Source organism: Paenibacillus sonchi, assembly GCF_016772475.1.
Lineage (GTDB): Bacteria > Bacillota > Bacilli > Paenibacillales > Paenibacillaceae > Paenibacillus_AQ > Paenibacillus_AQ sonchi.
Window position 1 is genome coordinate 4256059 of the sequence record NZ_CP068595.1, and the last position, 26434, is coordinate 4282492.

Here is a 26434-nt window from a genome sequence, read left to right on the forward strand (position 1 = left end):
AACCGCTTGTCACAGATCTGCGGGCCACGTATAATAAGGGAAAGAGAACGCTTTATTATACACATGGCCAATTTTTAGCTGAATGTTTACGGGGAAGGGAGACTGCTGCAGTGAAGGTACTTGGAGCAATTGAAGCAGGGGGAACAAAGTTTGTATGCGGGATTGGAAATGAGGACGGGACGATTATCGACCGGGTCAGTTTTCCAACTACCACGCCTGAGGAAACGATGGGGCTTGTGCTGGACTATTTTACCGGCAAAAATGTGGAAGCGATCGGCATAGGCTCATTCGGGCCGATTGATCCGGTGATTGGCAGCCCGACCTATGGCTACATTACAACCACACCTAAACCCCATTGGGGGCAATACAATCTGGTGGGAACAGTTGCCGGGCATTTTTCCGTGCCCGTCGGGTTCGATACGGATGTGAACGGTGCGGCGCTGGGGGAATACAAGTGGGGAGCGGCTCAAGGGCTGGACAGCTGCCTGTATATCACAGTCGGGACAGGAATCGGAGCGGGTGCAGTAGTGGGAGGCAAACTGGTGCACGGCTTGTCCCATCCTGAAATGGGGCATATTCTTGTGCGCCGCCATCCGGAAGACAAGTTTGAAGGCTTCTGCCCTTACCACAGCGATTGCCTGGAAGGTTTGGCGGCAGGTCCGGCAATTGGCAAACGATGGGGCAAGCCGGCAGGCGAGCTGCCTGCGGATCATCCGGCGTGGGCGATGGAAGCCCACTACCTGGCGCATGCGCTGATGAATTATGTGCTGATTCTGTCACCGCAGAAGATTGTGATGGGCGGCGGTGTGATGAAGCAGAGCCAGCTTTTCCCGCTGATTCATGCCAAGCTTCAGGAGCTGCTGGGCGGCTATGTGCAGCATCCTGCACTGAACGAGGCTGTCGGCAGCTACATTGTTCCGCCTCAGCTGGGCGACAATGCGGGTCTGTCCGGAGCGCTTGGACTGGCTAAGCTGGCGCTGGACCGGGAGTAGTCTGAGGCCGCGGGGATAAGGCTGGATTGGTTTTGCGGCTTAATTTATCCTTTTATTTCGGCTGAAACGATTACTGTTCCTATGAGGAACGGACAAGCTGATTCTGATTCAATACAAAAAGAGATTGACTGTTTCTCAATATATGGGTATTGTAAGCATTAACAGTATAGCATTCCAGAGGAAGCACCTCTTTCACATCATTTGTGGGAGAGGTGCTTTTTTGTGTGCAAATATAAGGCGGGTATAAGCTTCACGCTCTATATCGGCCTTATATCTTCCGGTGACGGGTCTGGCTAAGGAACCGTTCATCCGGTGAGTAACGGGATTATGCATGCTGTAAGACAAGGAAGGTAGGGATTGGGATGCAGATTGTGTTTATGAACCGTTTGTCGAGAATGTCAGGGGGGATGAAGAGGTATTTGCCCAGGTCTGGATCGGGGAAGAAGAAGGCATCTGGCGCCTCGGCTGGCGCGAATTCTCCGGCTCGGAGGATAACGGAGACAGCTTGTGGTATGAGGGCGGGTCCTGGAATGAGATGCTCTGCGTCTACCGGCATGAGCTGGCGGTGAAAATGGGCGATGGCTACCGGCCTCTAATCGATGGCGCCTTTCATGATGAAGACAGCCTGTCCGGCAGCCGCAATCAGGAGCAGCTTAAGCTGCAGTATTTCAGCGAGCAGCACGGCAATGAATCCGTCTATGAAGAGCTCTGCTCCTGGCGCCGGGGCAAGGCCTCCAGTGAGCGGAAAGCGCCTTACATTCTTGCCAGCAACCGCCTGCTGCGGATGCTCAGCGCTTTTCTTCCCCGTACCCTGGAGGAACTGCTGCAGATTCCCGGCGTAGGCGAGGGCAAGGCCTCGCAATACGGCGAAGACTGGCTGAGCATCACCTCTGCCTCAGAGAGGGAGCATAGCTTTCCGCTGGGCTGGGTGCATGAAGCCGTTGACGAGGAGCATTTTGTTTCCTGGCAGTACAAGCAGAAGGAGCTGAAGTACAAGAAGCAGCTGGAACGGCTGCGGCTGCGCAGGGTTCTGCTGCAGGGAATCGGGGAAGGCCTTGGCATTGAGCAACTGAAGGCACTGAGCGGAATAAGCCGCCGCGAGGTGCTTGAAGCGATAGAGGAGCTTGACAAGGACGGCTATTCCGTCGAAAAGCTCATTGCTCTCGAATTGGCTGAGGTATCCTCCAGCGAGCAAGCCAGTGTATGGACTGCCTATGAGCTGATGGGTGATACCTTTCTCAAGCCTGTACTGTACAAAGCCTACGGGGAAGGGTTCTCGCCTGCGGAAGGCCTGGATGTGTATTACGAACGCCTGCGGCTGATCCGCATCCGCTACCGGCGGGGGCAGTCCGTCCAGCTGGAAGCGGCGACGAATTTATAATTGCCTAGAGTCTGTGCCCGCAGAAAATTCAACGGGGGCTTGCCCCCATTTCTTAACTCCAGCTAATAGCTGTACTATATAATCTGAACTGGAGATTTTTGATTTTGGGATTGTCAGTGACTACAGATTTCAAGTTCAATCCAAATAATTCGCCTAGTTCCGGCATCCCCGCAGTATGGCTGCCCCGTCCAGGGTCAGAGTATGCTGCAGAGCCCTGTGTTTTCAGCTGAAGGCCGTTGGGGCCCTCTTTAGGAGAAGGCCTCTGGGGACTCCCTTTAGGAGAATGCCGCAATTTGGAGTAATATACAGGTATTCCGCATATAAAGGAGATAAACCTATGATCGTAACATTAACGGTTAACCCCAGCGTAGACGCCAGCACAGGTATTGACAAGGTTGTTCCCGACCATAAGCTGCGCTGCCGGGAGGCATCCTATAAGCCGGGGGGAGGCGGGGTCAATGTGTCCCGGGCGATCCACAGATTGGGCGGGGAGTCCTTGGCCCTGTATGCATCGGGAGGACTGCACGGGAAGCTGCTGCATGAGATGCTGGAGCAGGAGGGTGTCGGGCACCAGGAGATCCCGATTTCAGGGCAGACACGGGAAAATCTGATTGTTGTGGAAGAATCCACGGGCCAGCAATTCCGGTTCGATATGCCCGGCCCGCACTTTATTGAGGGCGATTGGCAGCAGTGCCTGGAGCAGCTGAAATCCCTGGAAGGGAAGCCAACCTACATTGTGGCCAGCGGCAGTCTGCCTCCAGGGTGTCCGGCGGATTTCTACGGGCGTGTAATTGAAGCCGTGAAGCCTTGGCAGGCGCGGGTGATTGTCGATACCTCGGGAGAAGCGCTGCAAAAGGCGGCTGATGCAGGCGTATACCTGCTCAAACCGAATGCGCGCGAGCTTGAGGAACTGACCAGACATTCTATTACAGGGGATGCAGAGGTCCGGGCGGCTGCGTTGGAGCTGATCGAGCAAGGGCGGACCGAAGTGGTGGTGGTATCCCTTGGCGGCGAGGGGGCATTGCTGATTACCAGAGAGGGCTGCGAGCATCTCAAGGCCCCCGAAGTTCCCGTGCTGAGTGTAGTAGGGGCAGGGGACAGTCTGGTGGGCGGGCTGGTCTACAGTCTGGAACGGGGCTGGCCGCTGCGCCGGGCCGTTCAATTCGGAATCGCCTCCGGAGCGGCGGCGGTGATGAATCCGGAGCGTCAGCTGTGCAAGCGCGAGGATGCAGAACGGTTGTTTTTGCAGATTGAAGCAGCGGATGCAGAATCCCTGAAATAAACCAAAAAGACGAAGGTTTCCTTGCCCGGGGGCAGAGAAGCCTTCGTCCTGCTTATTCGTCCATTTATGGTCATAACCAATCCTTTTTGCGGAAAACAACCAGCATGCCGCAGCCGAGCGTTACCATGACAGCAATAACTCCATAATAGCCGTATTGGGAATGGGTCTCGGGAATGTTATCAAAGTTCATCCCGTAAATACCGGTAATCACGGTAAGCGGCATGAATATTGTGGTGATCGCGGTGAACACTCTCATGATCTCATTGGCACGGTTGGCGATACTGGATTGATAGGCTTCACGTAAGTTCCCCATGAGATCGCGGTACGTTTCAAACGTTTCAGAGATCTTGACCGCATTTTCATAAATATCGCTGAAATACTTCTGCAGCTGATCATCGATCAGGCGGAGGTCCTTTTTGTTAAGCGTGTTGATAACTTCCTTCTGTGGCCCCAGCATTTTCTTCAGCCAGAGAATTTCACTGCGCAGACCAATGATTTCGCTCAGATGCGATTTCTTGGTATGCATCAGAATATCCTCTTCCAGCTTCTCAATCCGGGCTTCAATCCGGTCGCCGACGGAGAAATAATTGTCTACGACAAGGTCGATGAGCAGATACAGGAAACGGTCAGGCTCGCTGACCTCCTGCTCCCACAGAATGGGCTTCAGCACGCGCAGCTCGTGAATTTTTTGCTTGGTTACGGTGATAATGAAATGTCTGCCCAGAAACACGTTGAGTGCACGGAGAAAAATCTCTTCATCATCAAAACGGATGCTGTTGACTACAATAAAATAATGGCTTTCGTAAATTTCCAGCTTCGGGCGCTGATCCTCTTCGCTGAGGCAGTCCTCCACAGCCAAATCATGCAGATTGTATAAAGGCTGAAGCAGCTCCAGATCCTCAACATCCGCATCAATCCAATAAAATCCCTCAGCAGGGGCATTCAATGTTTCTTCAATGTCATCTACAGGTGTAAAAACCCCTGCGTTTACCATCCGGATTTTCATCTGATCCACTCCTCTTGACCCTGGTCTTCTCCAGGGCCTGTGCTAAATTAAGGCACAGGGAAAAATCAGCTTGGCCGGTGGTACAGTCAATGTATAAGGCCAAATGACGGTTCGAGAGCATGAAGAAGAAATGCTCCCGCCGCCGGCAAGCTGATGTTAATCCTGTGTGGTTGTTCTTTCTGGACGCTTAACTGCGAACTCGGGTCGCCTTCCATTCTTCTCTCACCTCTTCTTTTCGTCAGATAGGGGCTGTGAAACCCTTGTCTAGTATAACCCCCGGTTATGGGTCTTTCAAGCTAAATTCTTGTCGCTTTTCGGACCAATAGCATTGTATGGACTTGACGAAAAGGAGGTTCATGATTTAAAGTAAATTTTAAGAAAAGCATTTAACGTTATGTGACTTTTTCTCAATTGAATACAGCGAAATCTTATCAAGAGCAGGTGGAGGGACTAGCCCGATGAAACCCGGCAACCGGCGTGTGAACGCACGGTGCTAATTCTTGCGGAAACTTTGTATTGGGAAGCCTGTCCGGCTGCCCGGCACAAGTTCTCTGGCAGATGAGAGAGGCGCATATGACTGCAGATATATGACCTTTCTCACATGAGAAAGGTCATTTTTACATTGTCATCAACGAAGGAGTGGAAACTAGATATGCCGATAAAAATTCCCGACAGCCTGCCGGCCAAAGAAGTATTGTCCGGAGAAAATATTTTTGTAATGGATGAAAGCCAGGCCTTCCACCAGGACATCCGCCCGCTGCGCATCGCGATCCTGAACTTAATGCCTACGAAGGAAACGACAGAAACGCAGCTGCTGCGTCTGGTCGGGAATTCACCGCTTCAGGTGGATGTTGTGCTGCTGCACCCAAGCTCCCATACCTCGAAGAACACTTCGGCGGAGCATTTGAAGAGTTTTTACAAAACCTTTGACGAGATCAGCGACCGCCGCTTTGACGGACTGATCATCACCGGGGCTCCGGTGGAGCAGCTGGAATTTGAAGACGTGAATTATTGGGAAGAATTGAAAGTGATCTTCGAATGGAGCAAGCATAACGTGACCTCGACCATGCATATCTGTTGGGCGGCACAGGCAGGGCTCTATCATCACTTTGGCGTGCACAAGGTGAATCTGGACGAGAAATGCTTCGGCGTGTTCCCGCATACCGTGAGTCAGAATAATGTAAAGCTCCTGCGCGGCTTTGACGAGGTGTTCCATGTCCCGCATTCCCGGCACACGGATGTCTCGCGTGAAGATATCCTGGCCAATCCCGAACTGCAGATTCTGGCCGAATCGGAAGAAGCCGGGGTGTATCTGGTTTCGACGCTTGACGGCAAGCAGATTTTTGTGACCGGGCATTCCGAATATGATCCGTTTTCGTTAAAGTGGGAATATGACCGGGATATCGCCAAAGGAATGGATATTGCGATTCCGAAGCATTACTATCCTCAGGATGATCCGCTGCGCACACCGCCGGCAGTCTGGCGTGCCCATGCCAACTTATTATTCTCTAATTGGCTCAATTACTATGTATACCAGGAGACTCCTTACGATATAGACCAGGCGGATTATTTAGTATTCTAAATATATAGAAGAGAACACCACACTTAGGAGGCAGCAGCAATGGATGAAAAACTGAGGATTGAGAGCAGATTGGCGCAGATAGGTTCACAGGAGGACCCGGCTACGGGGGCAATTAATTATCCGATTTACAATGCGACGGCATTCCGTCATCCCAGACTTGGGCAGAGCACGGGGTTTGATTACATCCGTACGAAGAATCCTACCCGCTCGGTGCTGGAAGAAGCTGTGGCAGAGCTTGAGTCCGGGGATGCTGCCTTTGCCTGCAGCTCCGGGATGGCTGCGCTGACAACCGTGTTTGCCTTATTTGGACAAGGGGATCATTTAGTGGTTTCGCTGGACCTGTACGGCGGGACCTACCGTCTGCTTGAACGGATTCTCTCCAAATACGGCATAAGCGCCTCTTATGTGGATACGAACGATCTGGACGGCCTGGAGGCTTCACGGCGTCCGAATACCAAAGCTGTTTTTATCGAAACGCCTACCAATCCGCTGATGATGATTACGGATATAGAAGCTGTATGTACGTGGTCCCGCCGCCATGGACTGCTTACCATTGTGGACAATACGCTGCTGACGCCTTTTTTCCAGCGGCCGCTGGAGCTGGGGGCGGATATCATCGTCCATAGCGCGACCAAATACTTGGGAGGGCATAACGATGTGCTTGCCGGACTGATCGTAACCAAAGGCACCGAGCTGTCTGCGGAAATGGCCATTCTGCACAATTCCCTGGGCGCAGTGCTTGCGCCGAATGACAGCTACCAGCTGATGAAGGGCATGAAGACACTCGCACTGCGCATGGAACGGCATGAGAGCAATGCGCTGGCGCTGGCCCGCTATCTGCTGGAGCATCCGGCAATCGCTGAGGTCTTCCATCCGGGGCTTCCTGACCATCCGGGGTATGACATCCAGAAACACCAATCCTCGGGCAACACCGGAATCTTCTCCTTTAAGGTAAAAGATGCCAGATATGTCGAGCCGCTGCTGCGCCATATCCGCCTGATTGCCTTCGCCGAAAGCCTCGGCGGAGTGGAGTCGCTGATGACCTATCCGGCGGTGCAGACCCATGCAGATATCCCGGTGGAGATCCGCGACGCTGTCGGTGTGGATGACCGCCTACTGCGCTTCTCCGTCGGGATTGAGCATGCGGATGATTTGATTGCCGATCTCGGACAGGCGCTGGAAGCAGCCCGGACCGAGCTGGAAGAGGCATCTGCCGGCACAGCATCTTCAGCAGAATAATAAGCTTAACCGCGGCGCCCACACGGGTGCCGCTGTTTTTTGACAACAAAGATATATCGGGGTCTCAGCAAAGGTTTCTCAAGGCGTCCGGATTGTGATACGATGGAGGAACGAGCTTATTCAAATGTTGTACAAATTTAATTCATCCATTTTATAGTATAGGCGTAAAAAAGGAGGCTGCGAACGATGAGCGCGATAGATCTGATTCTGGACAAAACGCTGAAGGGCGAACGGCTCGGGCTGGAGGATACGGTCCGGTTGTTCGAAAGCAACGAAATTGAAAAAATGGGCGCTGCCGCTGACATTATCATGAAACGCTGGCACCCCGACCCGCTGGCTACATTCGTTATTGGCCGCAATATCAACTATACGAATGTATGTGATGTGTACTGCCGTTTCTGTGCATTTTACCGCAGACCGGGCTCTGAGGAAGGATATGTGCTGCCCGACGAGACGATTTTTCAGAAAATCCAGGAAACCATCGATGTGAATGGTACAGAAATTCTCATGCAAGGCGGAACCAACCCCAATCTGCCATTTAGCTATTATACGGATTTACTGCGTGGAATTAAGCAGCGTTTCCCGGAGATCACCATGCATTCCTTCTCCCCTGCGGAGATTATGAAAATGGTCGAAGTATCCGGTTTGCCGCTGGAGCAGGTGGTCCGCGAGATTCACGCTGCAGGTCTGGATTCCCTTCCCGGGGGCGGTGCAGAAATTCTGGATGACCGGACCCGCCGCAAAATCAGCCGTCTCAAAGGCTCCTGGCGGGAATGGATGGATGTCATGCAGACCGCGCACAAGATCGGCATGAACACTACGGCGACCATGGTTATCGGCCTTGGCGAGAGCATGGAGGAGCGGGCGCTTCATCTGCTGCGGGTACGTGAGGCTCAGGATGAGTGCATCGCGAACAAATATGACTCCGAAGGGTTCCTGGCGTTTATCTCCTGGACCTTCCAGCCCGATAATACCAATCTGAAGCTGGACAGACAGACCCCGGAAGAATACCTTAAGACCGTGGCTATCAGCCGTCTGGTGCTGGACAACATCAAAAACTTCCAGTCCTCATGGGTTACGATGGGGCCGGAGGTCGGCAAGCTGTCCCTGCAGTATGGCTGCAATGATTTTGGCAGCACCATGATTGAAGAGAATGTAGTATCCTCAGCGGGTGCAACCCATAAGGTCAACATCGAGTCGATCACCCAGATCATTCGTGAAGCAGGCAAAATCCCTGCGCAGCGCAACACGCGTTACGATATCCTGCGGGTGTTCGACGATGCAGATGCGAAGATTGACAATGATTTTGTAATGCAGAACTAATTATTTAATAAAATTCAAAAGATTCATCACTTTATGTGTGAGATTTTTTTGCGGAGTCTATCCTTGTGGAATTCCTCTATGGGAATTTACAAAGATAGACTTTTTTTTGTGTTATGTAAATTTTTATAGGCATTTTACCCAAAATTAACGGTTGAAATGTGATATTTTACACAACTATTACTTAGAGTTAATGCATTTTGCTAGATTCATAATTTTGGGTATGATACAATCTTGCGGTCAGCATAAGTAGGAATACGAAACATATGGGGAGGATATCTGACTTATGGGAGAAAGAAGTTGGAACAAGCCGATAGCTTCGATATTGGCGACCACCGTTCTGGCAGCACAAGTGCTGGGCGGAGTTTTTGCAGTTCCGGTTTTGGGAGCAGGCAAGGCAGAAGCCGCAGGCGCTGAAACGGTTGATCCGGGAACTCCAGGGACAATTAATCTGCGTTTGATGAGCACCACGGATGTTCACACGAATGTGATGGGCTGGGATTATTTTAAGGACAATGCATCGTTAACAGTGGGGCTGGACCGGACGGCGACTTTGGTAAAACAAGCTAAGGCAGAGCCGAAAGGAACATACAATCTTCTACTCGATAACGGCGATTTGATTCAAGGCACACCGCTTGGCACATACATGTCGAAGCAGGCTGATCCGGAGGGCAAGCTGAACCAGATTCATCCGATGATTGCGGCTATGAATATTATGGGCTATGATGCGGCAACGCTTGGCAATCATGAATTTAACTATGGTCTGAATTATCTGGAGAGCGTAACATCTGCAACCTATGCTACTTACAGCCATTCTAATAATTTTCCGAAGTTCCCTTATTTGAATGCAAACGTGTATGTGGATGACAAGGATAACAATCCTGAGAATGATGAGAACTATTTTACGCCATACAAGATTTTGGATAAAAAGGTCAAAGACAGCAACGGAGTAGAGCAGACCATCAAGGTCGGTCTTCTTGGCTTGGTGACACCGCAGATCATGGACTGGGACAAAGCCAACCTGGAAGGCAAGGTCATCACTAAAGACATTGCTGCGACAGCCAGCAAATTTGTTCCGCAAATGAAGGCTGAAGGTGCCGATGTTATCGTAGCTATGGCGCATACCGGTTTTGACGGGTCCGCTGTGGAAGGAGACTTCTCTGAAAATGACATTAATGCGCTCAGCAAGGTTGCAGGCATTGATGCCATTACGTTCTCCCATACCCATAAGGTATTCCCTGCGGCGGATGTGAAAGCACTGGATGCATCATTCAAGGATGCCGCTGGCAACGAGCTGCCCGGCATTGACAATGCCAAAGGCCAAATTAATGGCGTTCCCGCAGTTCAAGCCGGTTATGGCGGCGGGTATTTGGGCCTGATCGACCTTGCCATTAGTCCGGACCCGGCTAAGAGCGGGCATTGGAAGGTGGACAAATCCGCTTCCACTTCCTCGACACGTTCGATTTACAGAACCGAGAACAAAGTGAATATTTCCAATGTGGAACCGGACCCTGAGGTAGACGCGGCTGTTGCTGCCAATCATCAGGCCACAATGAAGTACGTCAATGAAACGCTCGGCACAACAACCGTACCTATGAACAGCTTTTTTGCTCTGGTGCAGGATGATCCGACCGTTCAGATCGTAACCTATGCCCAGAAGCGTTATGTCGAGAATCTGATTAATACAGATCCCTCTTTGGCCCAGTACAAGGGGAAGGCCATTCTTAGTGTAGGAGCACCCTTCAAGGCCGGACGCAACGGTCCGGAAGAGTATACGGAAATCGAAGCAGGACCATTGACCATTCGCAGTGCAAGTGACTTGTACCTCTACGATAATACGCTGAAAGCGGTCGAGGTCAGCGGCGCTACGGTAAAAGAATGGGTAGAGATGAGTGCGGGGGCATTCAACCGCATCGATCCGGCAGTTACTACGCCGCAGGAGCTGCTCAACTCCAAGTTCGCCGTATATAATTTCGACGTTATTGACGGAATTAAATATAAGATTGATGTGACCAAAAATGCAAAATACAAAACGGATGGAACGATTAATGACGGTTCTTCCAGCCGGATAACTTCCATTACTTATGACGGCAAACCGCTAGATATGAATCAGAAATTCATCGTGGTTACCAATAACTACCGTGCGAGCGGCGGCGGTAACTTCCCTATCAAAGACGGCAAACTGATCATTGATACGCTGGAAGAAAACCGTCAGATTCTGATGGATTATATCAAGGAAGCAGGTACTGTGAATCAGCCTGCCGACAACAACTGGTCCATTGCGCCGATCAAAGGGGATGTCAAAGTAACCTTCACCTCTTCTCCGAAGGCTAAGAATGTATTGCGCAAGGATGATAAAATTACGGATACCGGCACACAGAACGATAAAGGGTTTGAAATTTACAACCTCGATCTGAGCGGTGATGTTAAGGTTCATATTCTTGGAATCAATGACTTCCACGGCCAATTGGATACTACGTCTTTTGTAGGCGATAAGGCTGTGGGTACAGCTGCGATTCTGGCAACTTACCTGAAAACGGCACGCGCGCAATATGCGAACTCGCTGCTTGTCCACAATGGAGACTCTGTAGGAGCTTCAGCTCCGGTGTCCTCAATGGAGCGCGACAAACCGACGCTGGAATGGATGAACCTGATGAAGTTCGATGTCGGAACTTTGGGCAACCATGAGTTTGACCAGGGCGTCGCAGCGCTGAAAGCACAAATTTATGGAGGTGTAGATCCTGTTAAGACCACCATTACCCATGCACCTGTAAATTTTGATTATATTAATGCCAATGCAGTTGACAAAGATACCGGAAAACCAATTATCCAACCTTATACCATCAAAGAAGTGGGCGGCGTTAAAATCGGATTTATCGGCGTCGTTACCAAAGCAACGCCAAGCAAGGTATCTCCGGCCGGTACAGCCGGAGTGAAATTCCTGAGCGCTGAGGAAGAGGTTGCGGCGATTGGCAAATATGCTGCAGAGCTTCAGAAGCAAGGCGTTGAAACGATTATTGTCCTTGCCCATGACCCGGCAACCACCAAAGGGGATGTGACTACGGGCGAAGCCGCGGATTTGGCCAAGGCTCTTCCCGCCGATTCACCGGTTGATGTCATCGTGGCCGGCGACAATCATGCGCTTGCCAATGGTGTAGTGAACGGTAAGCTGATTGTTCAGGCTTATTCCTACGGCACAGCATTTGAAGACATCACACTGGTGATCGACTCGGAAACCAAGGATGTCAAAGCCAAATCCGCTACTGTAACCTCAACCTTCCAAAAAGGAGTGGAACCGGACGCTGAAACGGTGGCCTTGGTGAACAAGTACCTTAATCTTCATCCGGAGTTAACTCTACCAGTCGGCACCACAGACGGTTCGGTTACCCGTACGGATGCTTACAATAACGAAGCTCCTCTCGGCAACCTGATTGCCGACGCTATGCGCCAGGCTGATTTTAAAGATGGCAAAGGCAACAGCGCAGATTTCGCCTTCATGAATCCGGGCGGCATCCGCGCCGATCTTCCGAAAGGTAATGTAGCTTTTGGCGACCTGGCGAAAGTCCAGCCATTCGGCAACACGCTGGTGAAGCTGACGCTGACCGGTGAGCAGATCAAGACCCTGCTTCAGCAGCAATGGGGAACCAAAGCTGACGGAACGGCTGACACCAAAACCCTTCAGATCTCCGGTCTGAAATATACCGCAAATATGTACCTGCCGGTGGCTGACCGGATTGCCAGCCTGACCAAAACCGACGGAACGCCGATCAGCATGACACAAAGCTACACGGCAGTGGTCAATAACTTCATGGCTGCGGGCGGCGACAACTATAGTGTACTGACCAAAGCCAGTGAATCCCTGGCAGGTCCGATTGACCTGGATGTCTTCTATGATTACGTTAAGAATACGTTTAAGGGCGGCCCGATTACAGCCGCGATTGAAGGCCGGATTACGAATAATCTGACGGCTTCAACACCTGCTCCGGGTCAAGGCGGCGGAGGCGGAGGGGTACTGCCCCAACTGCAACGCCAAAACCTACGGCTACGCCTGCACCGGCTGCAACGGCAACGCCTGCACCGGCCGCAACTGCAACTCCGGCTCCTACACCAACGCCTGTAATCACTTTTGGAGATTTGGGCAAAGTGGCTTGGGCTCAGGAGGCCATCAACGCTTTGGCGGCCAAGGGGATTATTAAAGGAATAGACGGCAAAAACTTTGCACCGAACAAAACAGTAACACGCGCAGAATTTGTAACGATGCTTGTTCGTGCACTGGACCTTACTCCTTCAGGAGCAAGCACCAAATTCAGCGATGTGAAGCAAGGGGTATGGTATACCGATGCGATTGCTGCTGCTGTTAACGCCGGTATTGTGAAAGGCTCCGGCAACGGCAAGTTCGAGCCGGGCCGAGAAGTGACCCGTGAAGAAATGGCGCTTATGATCGCGGCTGCGCTTAAGGATCAATTGCAGTCCATCGACACAGCATCTGCACTTGCCGACTTTGGCGACAAGGCGAAGATCGCATCCTATGCTCAAGAGGCTGTAGCCCAGCTTACACAGCTTGGCATTGTCAACGGAGTAGATGGAAAGAAATTTGCGCCGAAGAACGATGCTACCCGTGCACAGGCAGCGGTCATCATTTACCGTATGCTGGAGAAGAAAGCTTCCTAAGCTTTGAATCTGGCATGACTTAGTCATTCAAAAAAGAGCTCCGCCCATCGATTTTAGATGGCAGCGGAGCTCTTTTGATGTTCAGGCAGGAGTAGAGTGCGTTATTTGACGGCAGCTTCCCACTTGCAGCGGATCGGGGAAACAATCGCATTTTCTTTTTTCAGCTCGGTGAATGCCTTGTCGATGGCTTTGCGTTCCAGACCGGACAGCTTTTCAACCTCGCCTGCGCTGAGCGGTGTTTCTGATGCTTTGATAATATCCAGTACTTGTTCCTTAACACTCATGTGTTCCACTTCCTTCTTCAATTAATAGTTTAGATTATGGCCTTGATAGATTCGTATTATAAAAGAAGAACGGTTAAAGTGCAGTGATTTTTATGTTTACATTCATATCCAAAAGTGATATCATAATTATATCAAATACATATCTTCTGGAGGTGCCTTTCATGAAAGAAAAAACATTGCATCCGGTTAGCGGCTTTTTGGTTATTGCGCTTATTGCCATCTGTGTGGCAGGGGGGATTTATGGTGCAGCTTATGATTATGCTGCAGTTCCCGTAATCCTGTTCGTCTTAGCAGGTGTGCTTTGTACGAGTATTACGGTAGTACAGCCGAATAAGTCAGTCGTGGTTACCTTTTTTGGTAAATATGTCGGTACCATTGTCAACAGCGGACTTTTTGCCGTCATTCCGTTCAGTATCCGCAAGACCGTATCCCTGCGGGTGCGTAATTTCAACAGTGTGAAGCTGAAGGTAAATGATGTCGAGGGGAACCCGATTGAGATTGCTGCAGTTATCGTATTTAAGGTTGTCAATTCGGCCAAAGCGTTGTTTGATGTAGACAAATATATGGCTTTTGTAGAAATTCAGAGCGAGACCGCGCTGCGGCATGTGGCCAGCCGGTATCCTTACGACAATTTTAACGAGTCCGGGATGTCCCTGCGGGCGAATTCAGATGAAATCGCCAAGGAGCTGGCAGCGGAGCTGCAGGAGCGTCTTTCCTTATCCGGTGTTGAAGTCATTGAGGCGCGCCTGACGCATCTCGCGTATTCAACAGAAATCGCCAGCACCATGCTGCAGCGCCAGCAGGCTTCTGCTATTCTGTCCGCACGGCAGATTATTGTGGAGGGTGCCGTCGGTATGGTGGATATGGCGATCCGCCAGCTGAAAGAGAGCGGTGTAGTAGAGCTTGATGAAGAACGCAAGGCGGCGATGATTAACAATCTGATGGTAGCGATTGTGTCCGAGCGCGGAGCGAGTCCGGTCATTAACGCCGGCTCGTTATACTAAGGACGGTTCATCATGGCGGCCAAGAAGAGCTTTCCGCTGCGGATCGATCCCGAACTGCACGAAGCGCTGGAACGGTGGGCGGGAGAAGAATTTCGCAGCGTAAACGGACATATCGAGTATTTGCTGCGTGAGGCTTTGAAGCGCGCAGGCCGCTTGCCTGAACGGAAACGCCGGGAAGAATAGAGTTGCGGGGCAGAAGGCAGCTTCTGCCCTGATTTTTTTTGGCGGTGGTAATGCGGATGATAATTGAAGGGATTGACTTGACGGAACGCCGGAGACAGAATTATAATTACACATGATTCATGTTAACAGCGTTGACAAAGATAGGGATTGTTACTATAGGGCCGCTTCAGAGAGAGGGAACTTCAGGCTGCGATTTCCTCCGGTATCCGGTAACCGATCTACCCCTTTGTAGCTGCGGTTATGAACTCCAGGGTGCTGTCTGCGGACAGCCTGCAGGGGATAGTAAGAACCGCCGGTTCATGGCCGTTATTCCCATGCTGATGAAGGATTCTTGAAGGCTCGGAATCGAATTTGGGTGGAACCACGGGTGCAATCACTCGTCCCTTTGCGGGACGGGTGTTTTTTGTATGTATTGATAGCCTAAGGAGCAGATGCTCACAAAACTAAGTGGATGCTTTCGATCCTCACAAAACTTTCAGGAGGAATAATCATGTCGGTAAATATTAAGCTTCCGGACGGCTCGGTCCGGGAATACGCGGATGGCAGCAGCATTGACGATGTAGCGGCTTCGATCAGCAGCGGGCTCCGCAAGAATGCGGCAGCAGGCAAGCTGAACGGGGTTGTTGTAGACTTGGCAACGCCGCTGCAGGAAGGTGCGCTGGTGGAGATCGTGACCCTGGATTCGCCGGAAGGCCTCGAAGTGATGCGCCACAGTACTGCCCACTTGATGGCGCAGGCGGTACGGCGCCTGTTCGGAACCAAGGAGGTTAAGCTGGGGGTAGGCCCGGTAATCGAAGACGGCTTCTACTATGATATGGATCTGGAGCACCCGCTGAATCCGGAGGATCTGCTGAAGATCGAGAAGGAAATGGAACGTATCGTATCCGAGAATCTGCCGATTATCCGCAAAGAGGTCAGCCGGAAGGAAGCGCTGGAGCGTTTCGGCGAGCTGGGCGATCCGTACAAGCTGGAGCTGATCGAGGCGCTGCCTGAGGATAGCGTGATCACGATTTATGAACAGGGAGAGTTCTTTGACCTCTGCCGCGGTCCGCATGTCCCTTCCACAGCGAAGATCAAAGTGTTCAAGCTGATGAATGTAGCCGGAGCTTACTGGCGCGGCGACAGCAAGAACAAGATGCTTCAACGTGTATACGGAACAGCCTGGATCAAAAAAGCACAGCTCGATGAGCATCTGCGTCTGCTGGAGGAAGCCAAGAAACGCGACCACCGGAAGCTCGGCAAAGAGCTGGAAATCTTCACCTTCAACCAGCTGGTAGGCCAGGGTCTGCCGATCTGGCTGCCCAAAGGCGCAAAGCTGCGCAGTATTCTGGAACGTTATATCGTCGATTTGGAAGCCAGCCTTGGATATCAGCATGTATACACTCCGGTGCTTGGCAACGTGGAGCTGTACAAAACTTCCGGGCACTGGGAGCATTACCAGGAAGATATGTTCCCCAAGATGACGATCGATACTGAAGAATTCGTCCTCCGCCCGATGAACTGCCCGCATCATATGATGATTTATAAAAGCTCGATGCACAGCTACCGCGATCTGCCGATCCGTATCGCTGAGCTTGGCACGATGCACCGCTATGAGATGTCCGGCGCGTTGACAGGTCTGCACCGCGTGCGCTCCATGACGCTGAATGATTCCCATATCTTCTGCCGTCTGGACCAGATTAAGAGCGAGTTCACCCGTGTACTGGATCTGATCAAGCGGGTATACAGCGATTTCGGCATTCACGATTACCGTTTCCGCTTGTCCTACCGCGATCCGCAGGATACCGAGAAATATTTCCAGAACGATGAAATGTGGGAGACTGCACAGCGGATGCTGCGCGAAGTGGCTGAAGAAGCCGGCCTGCCGTTCTTTGAAGCGGACGGGGAAGCCGCGTTCTACGGTCCGAAGCTGGACGTGCAGATCCGGACGGCGCTGGGCAAAGAAGAAACATTGTCCACCGTACAGATCGACTTCCTGCTTCCTGAGCGCTTTGAGCTGGAGTATGTCGGCGATGATGGCCAAAAGCACCGTCCGGTCGTACTTCACCGTGGTATCCTCGGTACCATGGAACGTTTTGTAGCCTTCCTGCTGGAGAACTTTGCCGGTTCCCTGCCGCTCTGGCTGTCCCCTCAGCAGGTGAAGATCATTCCGGTATCCTCGGCATTTGATGATTACGCCAAGGATGTTGAAGCGAAGCTGCTGGCCAGCGGAATCCGGGCCGAAGTGGACCTGCGCAACGAGAAAATGGGCTACAAGATCCGGGAAGCACAGCTGGAGAAGCTGCCTTATATGTTCGTGGTCGGCGAAAACGAGATGAACGCGGGAAGCGTCTCAATCCGCAAACGCGGCGAAGGCGATATCGGTGCCCAGCCGCTGCAGGAAGTCATCGCCACATTGGTTAAGGAAGTTGCGGAGCGTGTAATCTAAGCTGCTGCCGCAGATATCCTGATAGTGTTATTGCCATTTATAAGCCTCTGTCATATGCCCCCTGCGTCCGTAACCTTGCGGTTGCAGGTATAAAATTTTGTGAAACGGGAAACCTTCGCTAATAGGGGGAGGTTTAACTAATGAACAAAATGGGCTTATGCCAGAGGTTTTGGTGTCTTTTCGTCACTATTGTACTTTTGCTGACTGCTGCCGGAGTCTATCCTGATTTCGGGCGCAAGCGGGTGGAAGCTAACGGGACGGGAGACACTGCAAATCAGCTAAGCAGTACAACAATGTCACTTGATCCGCAATATACAAAGGATGCTGTGCCGTTCTGCAGTGCCAGCAGCCATACTCGGAATGACGTGCTTGCGGTTGGCCAAGCCGCACTGTACGCTCAGGGGAGTCCGTTTCCAGAGGGGTTTCCCGTTCGGAGGCGCTCGCCCAATCGGGCCGGCCGGCAGCGGCTCAGGCTCCCGGGCATCCGGCAGCTCCACAAGCAGTCCAACCACCGGCGAAGCAGCCGCTGAGGCCGGCATCCATTCAGGTAGCGGCACCTGCACCGGAGCAGATTATCTCTTCTTTAAAAGTAACGGCTACAGGCTATACAGCAGGTTATGAGTCTACAGGTAAAACCGCAAAGCATCCGCAGTACGGTATCACCTATTCAGGTGTCAAAGTCCGCCGGGATAAAAATGCCGTATCGACCATTGCCGCCGACCCGAAAGTAATTCCGCTTGGCAGCGTGCTGTATATACCCGGCTATGGCTACGCGGTTGTAGCGGATACAGGTTCGGCTATTAAAGGCCGGAAGATTGATCTTTATTTTAGCACCACCAAGCAGGTCTACAAGGAGTGGGGAAAAAGACGGTAGTGGTTCAGCTCATTAAGCGGGGGAACGGAAAATGTACCGAGAACATGCTGAAGAGTCTGGGGCAGGCCATCCAAACTTATAATGCCATCCCGCAGGATCTGCTGGAGGAAGTCATTTAGACTCGCCGTATACACCGGCAGTATGAATTTTATTTCACTTGGTCATGCATAAATAGGTCCTGCCTTTCTCATAATACGGACGGGGGCAAAGCAAAGCCTCTTTCGTTAGAATCTCGGACGCAATCTGAATTCAGGCTGCCAAGAGACAAGGGAGGTGAGTTCCGTGGCTACTTCTAAAAAACCAAAGGTCCAAGAAAACTATAAAACACCTAATGAAAAATTCAATGCTGAGTTTGCTGTTGAAAATGACGGCGCATCGAAGCAAAGTATTGCCAAACCGGTCCAAAAACCACAGCAGTAATGCTGTTGTCTAAGCTTTTGGAGCGATAGCTTTCAAATTGCATCTGCTATTTAATCGGCTGTCCCGATCCCGTTCAGTTCCTGAGCGGCGGGGCGGCCTTTTTATTGCGCCAAAATTTACTTTATTTCCCATACTGCTCAGTCCAGAGACTGAGTCAAGTTTCCTTCTCCCGGCGCTGTTCTCCGGCCGCCTGTTCCTGTAGACTAAGGCTATAAGATTGAACGAAGTGAGCTACATCAATATAAAGGGGAAATGAAGGATGAAAAGACGATTCACCAGCCAGATCCTCGGGGGGCTGATCCTGATTGGACTGGGAGCGATGTTTCTGCTTAGGCAGATGGGGTACACTGATTTCAACGTAGGTTCCTTGTTCGCCGATTATTGGCCGGTTATTCTTATTGTTATGGGTGTGCAGAATTTTCTGTCCACCAATGACCACGGCAAGGGATCATCTGTGTTTTGGGGCTTCTTTTATCTCGCGCTTGGGGTGTTTTTCCTGGGCCGCAACCTGGATTGGTTTTATGTATCGGCAGGTGATTTCTTCAAATTGCTGATACCCGTTATGCTGATCGGCGGCGGGCTGTATGTCATCTTCAAACCGCGGGACCATACTCCTCCCGTTCCTCCGGCACCTCCGGCACCGCCAGCACCGCCAACTTTTTATCCTCCGGGACCCGGGAAAAGCTCTTTGGATGTGGAACCTCCCAAGCCTCTTGAATCCACACTCGATGAGCAGTTCGAGCAGAAATTCGGCAAGCCTGAGGGCCAGCGGGATTGGAACGAGTATCTGCAGAAGGATGATGAAGACGAGGATGAGGACAACGGGCATATCCGCTCTTCGGCAGATTCACGCTGGCAGGAAAAGCATGAGCGGCACGAACGCAGACGCCAGGAGCGTCACGAGCGCCACGCCCGCCGGCATGGCGAATGGCATGGCAGATTTAACGATACGGATGACTCTAAGGAAACGACGCACCGCTCCGCTTTTATCGGGGATGTTCATATGGGCAAGGATCATTTCCAGCTCAAAAATACGAATATTTCGCAGTTCATCGGCGACACCGTGCTGGATCTGACCAATGCGCAGATTCCTTACGGGGAGACCAAGATTAATATCTCTGCTTTTGTAGGGGACATCAAGGTGTACGTGCCGGAAGACATGAATCTGGGAGTTAAGGTCAACAGCAGCTCTTTTATCGGAGACATGCAGGTTCTGGAACAATCACGGAGCGGGTTTATGAGCAATGTCCAATGCAAGACCCCTTATTATAAGGAAGCCGGCAAAAAAGTCCGCATTAATGTCAGTGCCTTCATCGGCGACATAAAAATCAAAACGGTAGGTTAGGGATGGGGAAATTGCTGAGCAATACCAAATGGATGCTGCTGGTGTATTTTCTTCTTAGCGGCGGTGTAACCGCCGGACTTATGTATGCCGGAACATGCCTGGGCTATATCGAGGTTCAGGATTACCGCATGTGGCTGTATCTCTGCATAGGGATTGTACTGTTCACGGTAATTGTCGGGTATATGGCGGGCCAGCGGATTCAGCGGCGGATTGATCTTCTGGACTTGAATATGCTTCAAGTAGCCAAAGGCAATCTTTCGGTCCGGATGCCTGAGAGCGACGACCAGTCTTTTACCAGAGTGTACCACGAATTCAACATGATGATGGACACGGTGGAGAATAAAATGCAGCTGCTGCAGCGTTTAGGCGAGCAGGAAGTGATCGAGAAGGAAAAGGCAGCGGAGAGTGCGGTACTTGAAGAGCGCAGGCGTATGGCCCGGGATTTGCATGATACGGTGAGCCAGCAGCTGTTCGCGATTCATATGTCCGCTTCTTCGCTGCCTAAAGTGCTGGAACGGAACGCAGAGCACGGCAAGACCGTTATGGATCAGCTGATTACCATGTCCCAAATGGCCCAGAAGCAGATGAGAGCCCTGATTGCCCAGCTTCGGCCGGTGGAGCTGGAGGGGCGCAATCTCTTCGAAGCGCTGGAGAAATGGTTCCCGGATTATTGCCGTCAGAATGGACTTAAAGGCGTGAAGGAGCTTGAGCTGCAGGGAGAGCTGTCCGAAGCGATTGAGCATCAGCTGTTCCTGATCATACAGGAATCCATGGCGAATATTGTCAAGCATGCAGGCGCGCGTATGGTCAGTCTGTCGCTGCGCGAAGTGCCGAGACAAGTGGTGCTGAGCATCAGCGATGACGGCCAGGGCTTCGAGCATGTGCAGCATAAGCAAGGCTCCTACGGACTGACAACGATGCGGGAACGGGCGGAGAAGCTCGGCGGACAGGTGGAAATCATCAGCCGCAAGGGAGCGGGGACCACGATCCGCGTACATATACCCAAATTTCTGCAGGGCGGTCCGGAGCTGGAGAGCGCTGGTGCGGCTGAGGGCTGACCATGATTAAAACTCTGAGGAGGATAAACATGAGTATCATTAAAGTTCTGCTTGTTGATGATCATGATATGGTCCGGATGGGCCTTAAAACATATCTTATGCTGGACCCGATGTTTGAAGTCATCGGAGAGGCGGCGAACGGACAGGAAGCGCTCAATATGCTCCGGAACTGGGGGCAGGAGGCGCTGCCTGACCTGGTATTGATGGACCTGATGATGCCGGTGATGAACGGCGCAGAGACTACCCGGGCTGTACTGGCCGAATTTCCGGGCCTCAAAATCGTCATTCTCACCAGCTTCCTGGAGGATGATCTTGTCGTGGATGCTATTGAAGCCGGCGCAGTGAGCTATGTGCTCAAAACCGTCTCGGCAGAGGAGCTGATCTACGCGCTGCAAGGTGCATTCCGCGGCATGCCGGTTATGACCGGCGATGTGTCCCAGGCCCTTACCCGGGGCATCCGCCAGCGGACGGTGCAGGGAGATTCCTCCGGCCTTACGGAACGGGAGAAGGAAGTGCTGCTCCTCATTGCCGAAGGCAAGACCAACAAGGATATCGGCGAGGAACTACATATCAGCATCAAAACTGTAAAAACGCATGTCAGCAACCTGCTGATGAAATGCGAGCTGGATGACCGTACCCAACTGGCGATATATGCCCACCGCAAAGGCTGGGCGCAGGGTTGAATATGCTGAAATTTAGTATAATTGCCAGTTGATTGTTTGAAACCCTCGTGGATCAAGGATTTCGCCAATGCAGCAGGTTGAATTCTTAAGTTCACTCTACTAATAGAGCAATTTGCGCGAATAGTTTATAGGTAACTTGACCTGACCTAACTGGAAAAAGGCCTAACTGCACTTCATACAGCTATTTCGAGTGAATGAGGCAATGATTTCATTTTTACTGTATTTTGTACAACTAACTTTGGGTCAAAGGCTGACTTCCATGCTTTTTCCAAAAAATAAGTGTACCAAATACAATTAACCTTTGGGATGCGACAACATCCACTATTTTAAATGTACGAAATACAATTAAGGGTCCGGCGCGTTTTGTGCGCCCGGGCCTTTTTTTCGCTTCCATTCGCGAATAACATAGCGAATATCGGATCTCTGCTACCCTGCAAGGGGCCCGTGTGTCAGAGCGGAAAGTTTACGGCCGCCTTTAAACTCGTGTTCCACCCGCAGGATCAATTCAAAGGAACACGAGTTTAACAGCGGTGCAGCCTGACACACGGGTCCACCCGTCATCTTTTATCTTTTATCTCCGTTTAAATTGTTTTTAATGTGACCTTAAGGTTTAAAGTACAAAATAAGACCAAGAAAACAAATTAACCCTTGCCGGATAGCGCAAGGTGCGGGAGGAAAGATAAACATGGACGATAACAAAAACAACTATGGCCGCGAAAACAACTTTAATCGTGATAATGAACCCTCGCCGGAGCGGGAATGGGATAGCAATAGCAGCAGCAATAATAATGAATCTACTGAATCCGGCTCTTCCTACTATTACTCTTACGGACCTTTCAAATCGCTTAACAAAGATGAGATGAACCCGGATGATCCGCAGCACTACAACCGCCGGGAACCGGAACATGTAGAGGTTACGCCTCCACAGCCGGTCAGACCGGTACCGTACAGCACCTCGATCCGCACAACCGGATTTGACGGCAATGGCGGACGGGGCGGCAGCGGCGGGAATGGAGCGGACGGCGGCAACGGCTGGCAGTATAACCACAAACCGAAGAAGCCGGTAAAAGCGGTGCTGGTCTCTTTTCTGGCCGGGATGGTGGTTCTCTCCGGTTCCATGTTCATGGCCGATCGCGGCAACTGGTTCACTGGGGACCCGGTCACTATGGCAACTGTATCGAACACTGCGGCGAAGACGGCTAACGGCAGCGCGGATGTCACACCTGCAACCACGACAACTTCGCTGCTCACAGGCACAACGGATGCTTCGAAGGTAGTGGACGCCGTTGGACCGGCAGTCGTCAAGATTGAAACTTTGGTGAAAACAAGCTCCCGCCGAAACTCAACCAATCCAAATTTTAGCGATCCGTTTTCACAGTTTTTCTTCGGTGATCAATTTGGCGGCAACAGTTCTTCCGGCTCAGGATCGGACTCGAATTCAGACTCGAATTCAGACTCGAATTCAGACTCGAATTCCGGCGCGAATTCTTCCCAGCTCACACCTTTCGGAATCGGAACAGGCTTTATTTATGACTCCGCAGGGTATATCTTGACCAACCAGCATGTGGTTGACAACGCAGATGTAATTCAGGTAACTGTAGATGGCAACACTAAGCCATATGAAGCTAAACTGCTTGGCGTCAGCAAGGATCTGGATTTGGCGGTGCTGAAGATTGAAGGCAAAAACTTCCCGACCGTACAGCTTGGCGATTCTGACAGCATCAAGGTCGGCTCTGAAGTGGTGGCTATCGGGAACCCGCAGGGTTTTGACCATACCGTTACGGCTGGTGTGCTCAGCGCCAAAAACCGCAGCATTGACATCAACGAAGAAGACGGCAGCGGCACCCGGAATTACAAAAACCTGCTGCAAACAGATGCGTCCATCAATCCTGGTAACTCCGGCGGCCCGCTGCTTAATCTGAATGGCCAGGTTATCGGAATGAACGTAGCCGTAAGCACGGATTCTCAAGGTATTGGTTTTGCCATTGCGGTAAATACCATTAAAGAGGTTGTTGACAAACTCGAAGCCAACCAGGAAATTCCTAAAGAGCCTGTTCCGTTCATCGGCGCATCACTCATGACCATTACCGATGAGGTCGCCAAGCAAATGGGTACGGATATTAAAGAAGGCTCCGTCGTAGCGGAAATCATCTTCAAATCGCCGGCCTACACCGCTGATCTGCGTCCTTACGATATTATCACAGGTGCTAACGGCAAGAAGTATGCAACCAGCCAGGATTTGATTACCTACATCCAGACCCTCAAAGTGGGTGACAAAATCACGCTCAACGTTGTACGTGACGGCAAAACGCTTGAACTTCCTGTAACCATCGGCAATAAAAACGACTTCAACACTTCACAAACTCAGAAGCAGTAAGATACCGGACGGTGAGGTGCAGAGCGGAAGGGGAGACCCTTCCGTTTTTGCTGCACTGGCTGCTAATACTAGCAATCATGTTACAATAGAGATATACGATTTGGACAATGGGGGTTGTTTGGATGCGGCCGAATATTCTAATTATTGATGATGATGAAAAAATTATTTCCATGCTGCGCCGGGGTCTTGCTTTTGAGGGCTATGACGTAAAAACGGCCACGAACGGGGCTGATGGCTTGCGCGCTGTACTGAACAGTGATCCGGATGTGGTTGTCCTGGATGTGATGATGCCGCAGGTGGACGGATTCGAGGTCTGCCGGCGTCTGCGCGAAGGGGGAAGCACGGTTCCGGTTCTAATGCTTACGGCCAAGGATGAAATTGAGCATCGGGTAAAAGGTCTGGATCTCGGAGCGGACGATTATCTGGTGAAGCCGTTTGCGCTGGAAGAGCTTCTGGCCCGTGTGCGCGCGCTGCTGCGCCGCAAAAGCGAGCAGGGCGGAGGAAGCTCCGACCAGGCCGTCTCCTACGAGGATATTACGCTGGATGTGGACTCGCGGGAGGTTACCCGCGGCGGCAAACGTCTGGAGCTGACAGCAAAGGAGTTCGAGCTGCTGCATTTATTTATGCAGAATCCGAAGCGTGTGCTGTCCCGCGATCTGATCATGGACAAAATCTGGGGTTATGATTACAGCGGAGAATCCAATGTGCTTGAAGTATATATTGCCATGCTTCGCCAGAAAACCGAGGAGCACGGGGGCAAAAGACTGATTCAGACGATCCGGGGAGCCGGTTACATCCTAAGAGGTGACTAATATGTCGATACGATTGCGGCTGACTGCTTGGTATTCAGGGATTCTGGCCGTTATGCTGCTGGCCTTATCAGCCGCAATTTACGGATTTGTGTATTTTAATACTTATGGTGATATAAAGGATCGGCTCAAAGCACAGTCGAACCAGTTGCAACTGAAGCCGACCTGGAATATCGACGGCACGAGGAAGCTTACCCTTGTGGGGTTTGAGGGACAGAATCTATATGCGCAGATGTATGTGTATGATGTAGGTAAGATGATTCCCAGCACCAACATGGAGGATCTAGGTTTTTCGTTTGAAATTCCAAAACAGGATTCACTAAAAAATGAGCAGGGCTTTATTCGAACAAGCTATGAAGGCAATCCGTTTCTGATGTATCAAATGGCAGTAAATGTTTCGGACGACTTGGCCACCCATCCAGGAGTGCTCCAGGTTGCTGCTTATGTCGGTGAGCAGGACCGGATGATGCTGAATCTGAAGAACATTCTGACCGTCGGCTCCTTCGCCACTCTGATCGCGGCATTCACCTTCGGCCTGTTCCTGGCCCGCAAGGCGATGAGTCCGATCGGCAAGGTTATTGAAGCGGCCAACGGAATTCAGACGGGAACCGACCTCAGCTCGCGGATTGTATATGATGGACCGCAGGATGAGATTGGACGGCTGATCCAGACCGTCAACAGCATGCTTGGGCGGATGGAAGGCTTTTATACAGAGCTTGAGGATTCTTATGCCACTCAGCGCCGCTTTGTGTCCGATGCTTCGCATGAGCTGCGGACACCGCTTACAACCATCCGCGGGAATATTGATCTGCTGCAAAAAATATGGGAAATGAACCCCGCTGAGAGCCGGATGACAGAAGCGGAGATCCGCCAGCTCTCGATTGAATCGGTCAAGGATATCGCCGATGAATCCAAACGCATGAGCCGCCTGGTGTCTGACATGCTGTCGCTCGCCCGGGCCGATACCGGCCGGACATTTGATATTGAACCGGTAGCCCTGGAGCCGATGATGACCGAAGTGGCCCGCAGAGCGTCCTTCCTGCCGCGGCAGGCGGAATGGTCCGTAGGAAGTCTCGGCCATTTGAACGGCAAATATATTGTTGGCAACAAGGATTATCTGCAGCAAATGTTATTTATTTTTATTGATAATGCCTTCAAATACACTCCTTCCGGCGAGGTTGCGATGGACGCTGTGTTTTATCAGAACCAGGTGGGAATCCGCATCTCCGATACCGGCATCGGAATGGATAAGGACGAGGTTCCGCATATCTTTGACCGTTTCTACCGTGCTGATGAATCGCGGGGAATTACCGAAGGAATCGGCCTCGGGCTGTCGATTGCCAAGTGGATTATTGATGAGCATGGAGGTTCGGTCGAGGTGGTTACGCGCCAGGGCGAGGGGACGACTTTTGTCATCTGGCTGCCGCTTCTCTTTGCTCCGCCGCTGGAATAGGGTATAATTAGGCAGGTCCTATTACAGCAGTCTACGACAGCAG

The 26434-nt window shown here is 51.5% G+C and carries 21 protein-coding genes, 1 pseudogene and 1 riboswitch; of the genes and pseudogenes, 20 read left to right on the forward strand and 2 right to left on the reverse strand.

Annotated elements, in window-relative coordinates; genetic code table 11:
• Window positions 1-110 precede the first annotated feature (110 nt).
• The 3 genes from JI735_RS18745 to JI735_RS18755 all read left to right on the forward strand — a co-directional run bounded on the left by JI735_RS18745 (window position 111) and on the right by JI735_RS18755 (window position 3655).
• Window positions 111-992, forward strand: a complete 882-nt coding sequence (locus JI735_RS18745) for an ROK family protein (RefSeq protein WP_046502203.1) — start codon at window positions 111-113, stop codon at window positions 990-992.
• Window positions 993-1497: 505 nt separating this feature from the next.
• Entirely contained in the window at window positions 1498-2373 is an 876-nt protein-coding gene (locus tag JI735_RS18750; RefSeq protein WP_233475967.1) for an HRDC domain-containing protein, read from the forward strand.
• A gap of 337 nt (window positions 2374-2710) precedes the next feature.
• Window positions 2711-3655 (forward strand): 1-phosphofructokinase family hexose kinase, encoded by a 945-nt coding sequence (locus tag JI735_RS18755; protein ID WP_039838348.1) that lies wholly within the window; start codon window positions 2711-2713, stop codon window positions 3653-3655.
• 70 nt (window positions 3656-3725) lie between these two features.
• Here the strand turns inward: JI735_RS18755 and corA are convergent, their stop codons facing one another.
• Window positions 3726-4661 (reverse strand): magnesium/cobalt transporter CorA, encoded by a 936-nt coding sequence (corA, locus tag JI735_RS18760; protein ID WP_039838349.1) that lies wholly within the window; start codon window positions 4659-4661, stop codon window positions 3726-3728.
• Between the two features lie 425 nt (window positions 4662-5086).
• Window positions 5087-5226, forward strand: a riboswitch (SAM riboswitch).
• An 87-nt stretch (window positions 5227-5313) separates the two neighbouring features.
• On the opposite strand from corA, the gene metA reads away from it, so the two are divergent.
• The 5 genes from metA to JI735_RS18785 all read left to right on the forward strand — a co-directional run bounded on the left by metA (window position 5314) and on the right by JI735_RS18785 (window position 13473).
• Window positions 5314-6243 carry a homoserine O-acetyltransferase MetA gene (gene metA, locus JI735_RS18765; RefSeq protein WP_039838351.1) on the forward strand — a complete coding sequence of 310 codons (930 nt, stop codon included), beginning with the start codon at window positions 5314-5316 and terminating at the stop codon, window positions 6241-6243.
• 39 nt (window positions 6244-6282) lie between these two features.
• Window positions 6283-7482: an aminotransferase class I/II-fold pyridoxal phosphate-dependent enzyme gene (locus JI735_RS18770; RefSeq protein ID WP_039838352.1), complete on the forward strand. Its 1200-nt coding sequence runs from the start codon at window positions 6283-6285 to the stop codon at window positions 7480-7482.
• A 186-nt stretch (window positions 7483-7668) separates the two neighbouring features.
• A complete protein-coding gene (gene mqnC / locus JI735_RS18775; protein WP_039838354.1) occupies window positions 7669-8805 on the forward strand; it encodes a cyclic dehypoxanthinyl futalosine synthase in 1137 nt (378 codons plus the stop codon).
• A 283-nt stretch (window positions 8806-9088) separates the two neighbouring features.
• Window positions 9089-12922 carry a bifunctional 2',3'-cyclic-nucleotide 2'-phosphodiesterase/3'-nucleotidase gene (locus tag JI735_RS18780; RefSeq protein WP_202676291.1) on the forward strand — a complete coding sequence of 1278 codons (3834 nt, stop codon included), beginning with the start codon at window positions 9089-9091 and terminating at the stop codon, window positions 12920-12922.
• A gap of 23 nt (window positions 12923-12945) precedes the next feature.
• Complete coding sequence (locus JI735_RS18785; RefSeq protein WP_202676292.1) at window positions 12946-13473, forward strand: S-layer homology domain-containing protein; 528 nt, start codon at window positions 12946-12948, stop codon at window positions 13471-13473.
• 101 nt (window positions 13474-13574) lie between these two features.
• Here the strand turns inward: JI735_RS18785 and JI735_RS18790 are convergent, their stop codons facing one another.
• Complete coding sequence (locus tag JI735_RS18790) at window positions 13575-13757, reverse strand: hypothetical protein (protein WP_039838358.1); 183 nt, start codon at window positions 13755-13757, stop codon at window positions 13575-13577.
• A 161-nt stretch (window positions 13758-13918) separates the two neighbouring features.
• Between JI735_RS18790 and JI735_RS18795 the strand changes: the two genes are divergently transcribed.
• The 12 genes and pseudogenes from JI735_RS18795 (at window position 13919) to JI735_RS18850 (ending at window position 26391) form a co-directional block, all read left to right on the forward strand.
• A complete protein-coding gene (locus tag JI735_RS18795; protein WP_039838359.1) occupies window positions 13919-14761 on the forward strand; it encodes an SPFH domain-containing protein in 843 nt (280 codons plus the stop codon).
• Between the two features lie 12 nt (window positions 14762-14773).
• Window positions 14774-14944, forward strand: a complete 171-nt coding sequence (locus JI735_RS18800; RefSeq protein ID WP_020432651.1) for a type II toxin-antitoxin system antitoxin — start codon at window positions 14774-14776, stop codon at window positions 14942-14944.
• Window positions 14945-15434: 490 nt separating this feature from the next.
• Window positions 15435-17372 carry a threonine--tRNA ligase gene (thrS, locus tag JI735_RS18805; RefSeq protein WP_020432649.1) on the forward strand — a complete coding sequence of 646 codons (1938 nt, stop codon included), beginning with the start codon at window positions 15435-15437 and terminating at the stop codon, window positions 17370-17372.
• 140 nt (window positions 17373-17512) lie between these two features.
• Window positions 17513-17902 carry a hypothetical protein gene (locus tag JI735_RS18810; RefSeq protein WP_202676293.1) on the forward strand — a complete coding sequence of 130 codons (390 nt, stop codon included), beginning with the start codon at window positions 17513-17515 and terminating at the stop codon, window positions 17900-17902.
• 8 nt (window positions 17903-17910) lie between these two features.
• A pseudogene (locus JI735_RS18815) lies at window positions 17911-18365 on the forward strand (3D domain-containing protein); the annotation flags it as partial.
• A 163-nt stretch (window positions 18366-18528) separates the two neighbouring features.
• Complete coding sequence (locus JI735_RS18820; RefSeq protein WP_020432647.1) at window positions 18529-18666, forward strand: hypothetical protein; 138 nt, start codon at window positions 18529-18531, stop codon at window positions 18664-18666.
• Between the two features lie 259 nt (window positions 18667-18925).
• The gene (gene liaF, locus JI735_RS18825) at window positions 18926-20011 is read left to right on the forward strand and encodes a cell wall-active antibiotics response protein LiaF (protein ID WP_039838360.1); all 1086 of its coding nucleotides are present in this window, start codon (window positions 18926-18928) and stop codon (window positions 20009-20011) included.
• A 2-nt stretch (window positions 20012-20013) separates the two neighbouring features.
• Window positions 20014-21069 carry a HAMP domain-containing sensor histidine kinase gene (locus JI735_RS18830; protein ID WP_039838362.1) on the forward strand — a complete coding sequence of 352 codons (1056 nt, stop codon included), beginning with the start codon at window positions 20014-20016 and terminating at the stop codon, window positions 21067-21069.
• Window positions 21070-21098: 29 nt separating this feature from the next.
• Window positions 21099-21752 (forward strand): response regulator, encoded by a 654-nt coding sequence (locus tag JI735_RS18835; RefSeq protein ID WP_039838364.1) that lies wholly within the window; start codon window positions 21099-21101, stop codon window positions 21750-21752.
• A 685-nt stretch (window positions 21753-22437) separates the two neighbouring features.
• Window positions 22438-24129 carry a S1C family serine protease gene (locus JI735_RS18840; RefSeq protein ID WP_039838365.1) on the forward strand — a complete coding sequence of 564 codons (1692 nt, stop codon included), beginning with the start codon at window positions 22438-22440 and terminating at the stop codon, window positions 24127-24129.
• A gap of 122 nt (window positions 24130-24251) precedes the next feature.
• Window positions 24252-24941: a response regulator transcription factor gene (locus tag JI735_RS18845; RefSeq protein ID WP_020432633.1), complete on the forward strand. Its 690-nt coding sequence runs from the start codon at window positions 24252-24254 to the stop codon at window positions 24939-24941.
• Between the two features lies 1 nt (window position 24942).
• Window positions 24943-26391, forward strand: a complete 1449-nt coding sequence (locus JI735_RS18850) for a sensor histidine kinase (RefSeq protein WP_039838366.1) — start codon at window positions 24943-24945, stop codon at window positions 26389-26391.
• Window positions 26392-26434 lie beyond the last annotated feature (43 nt).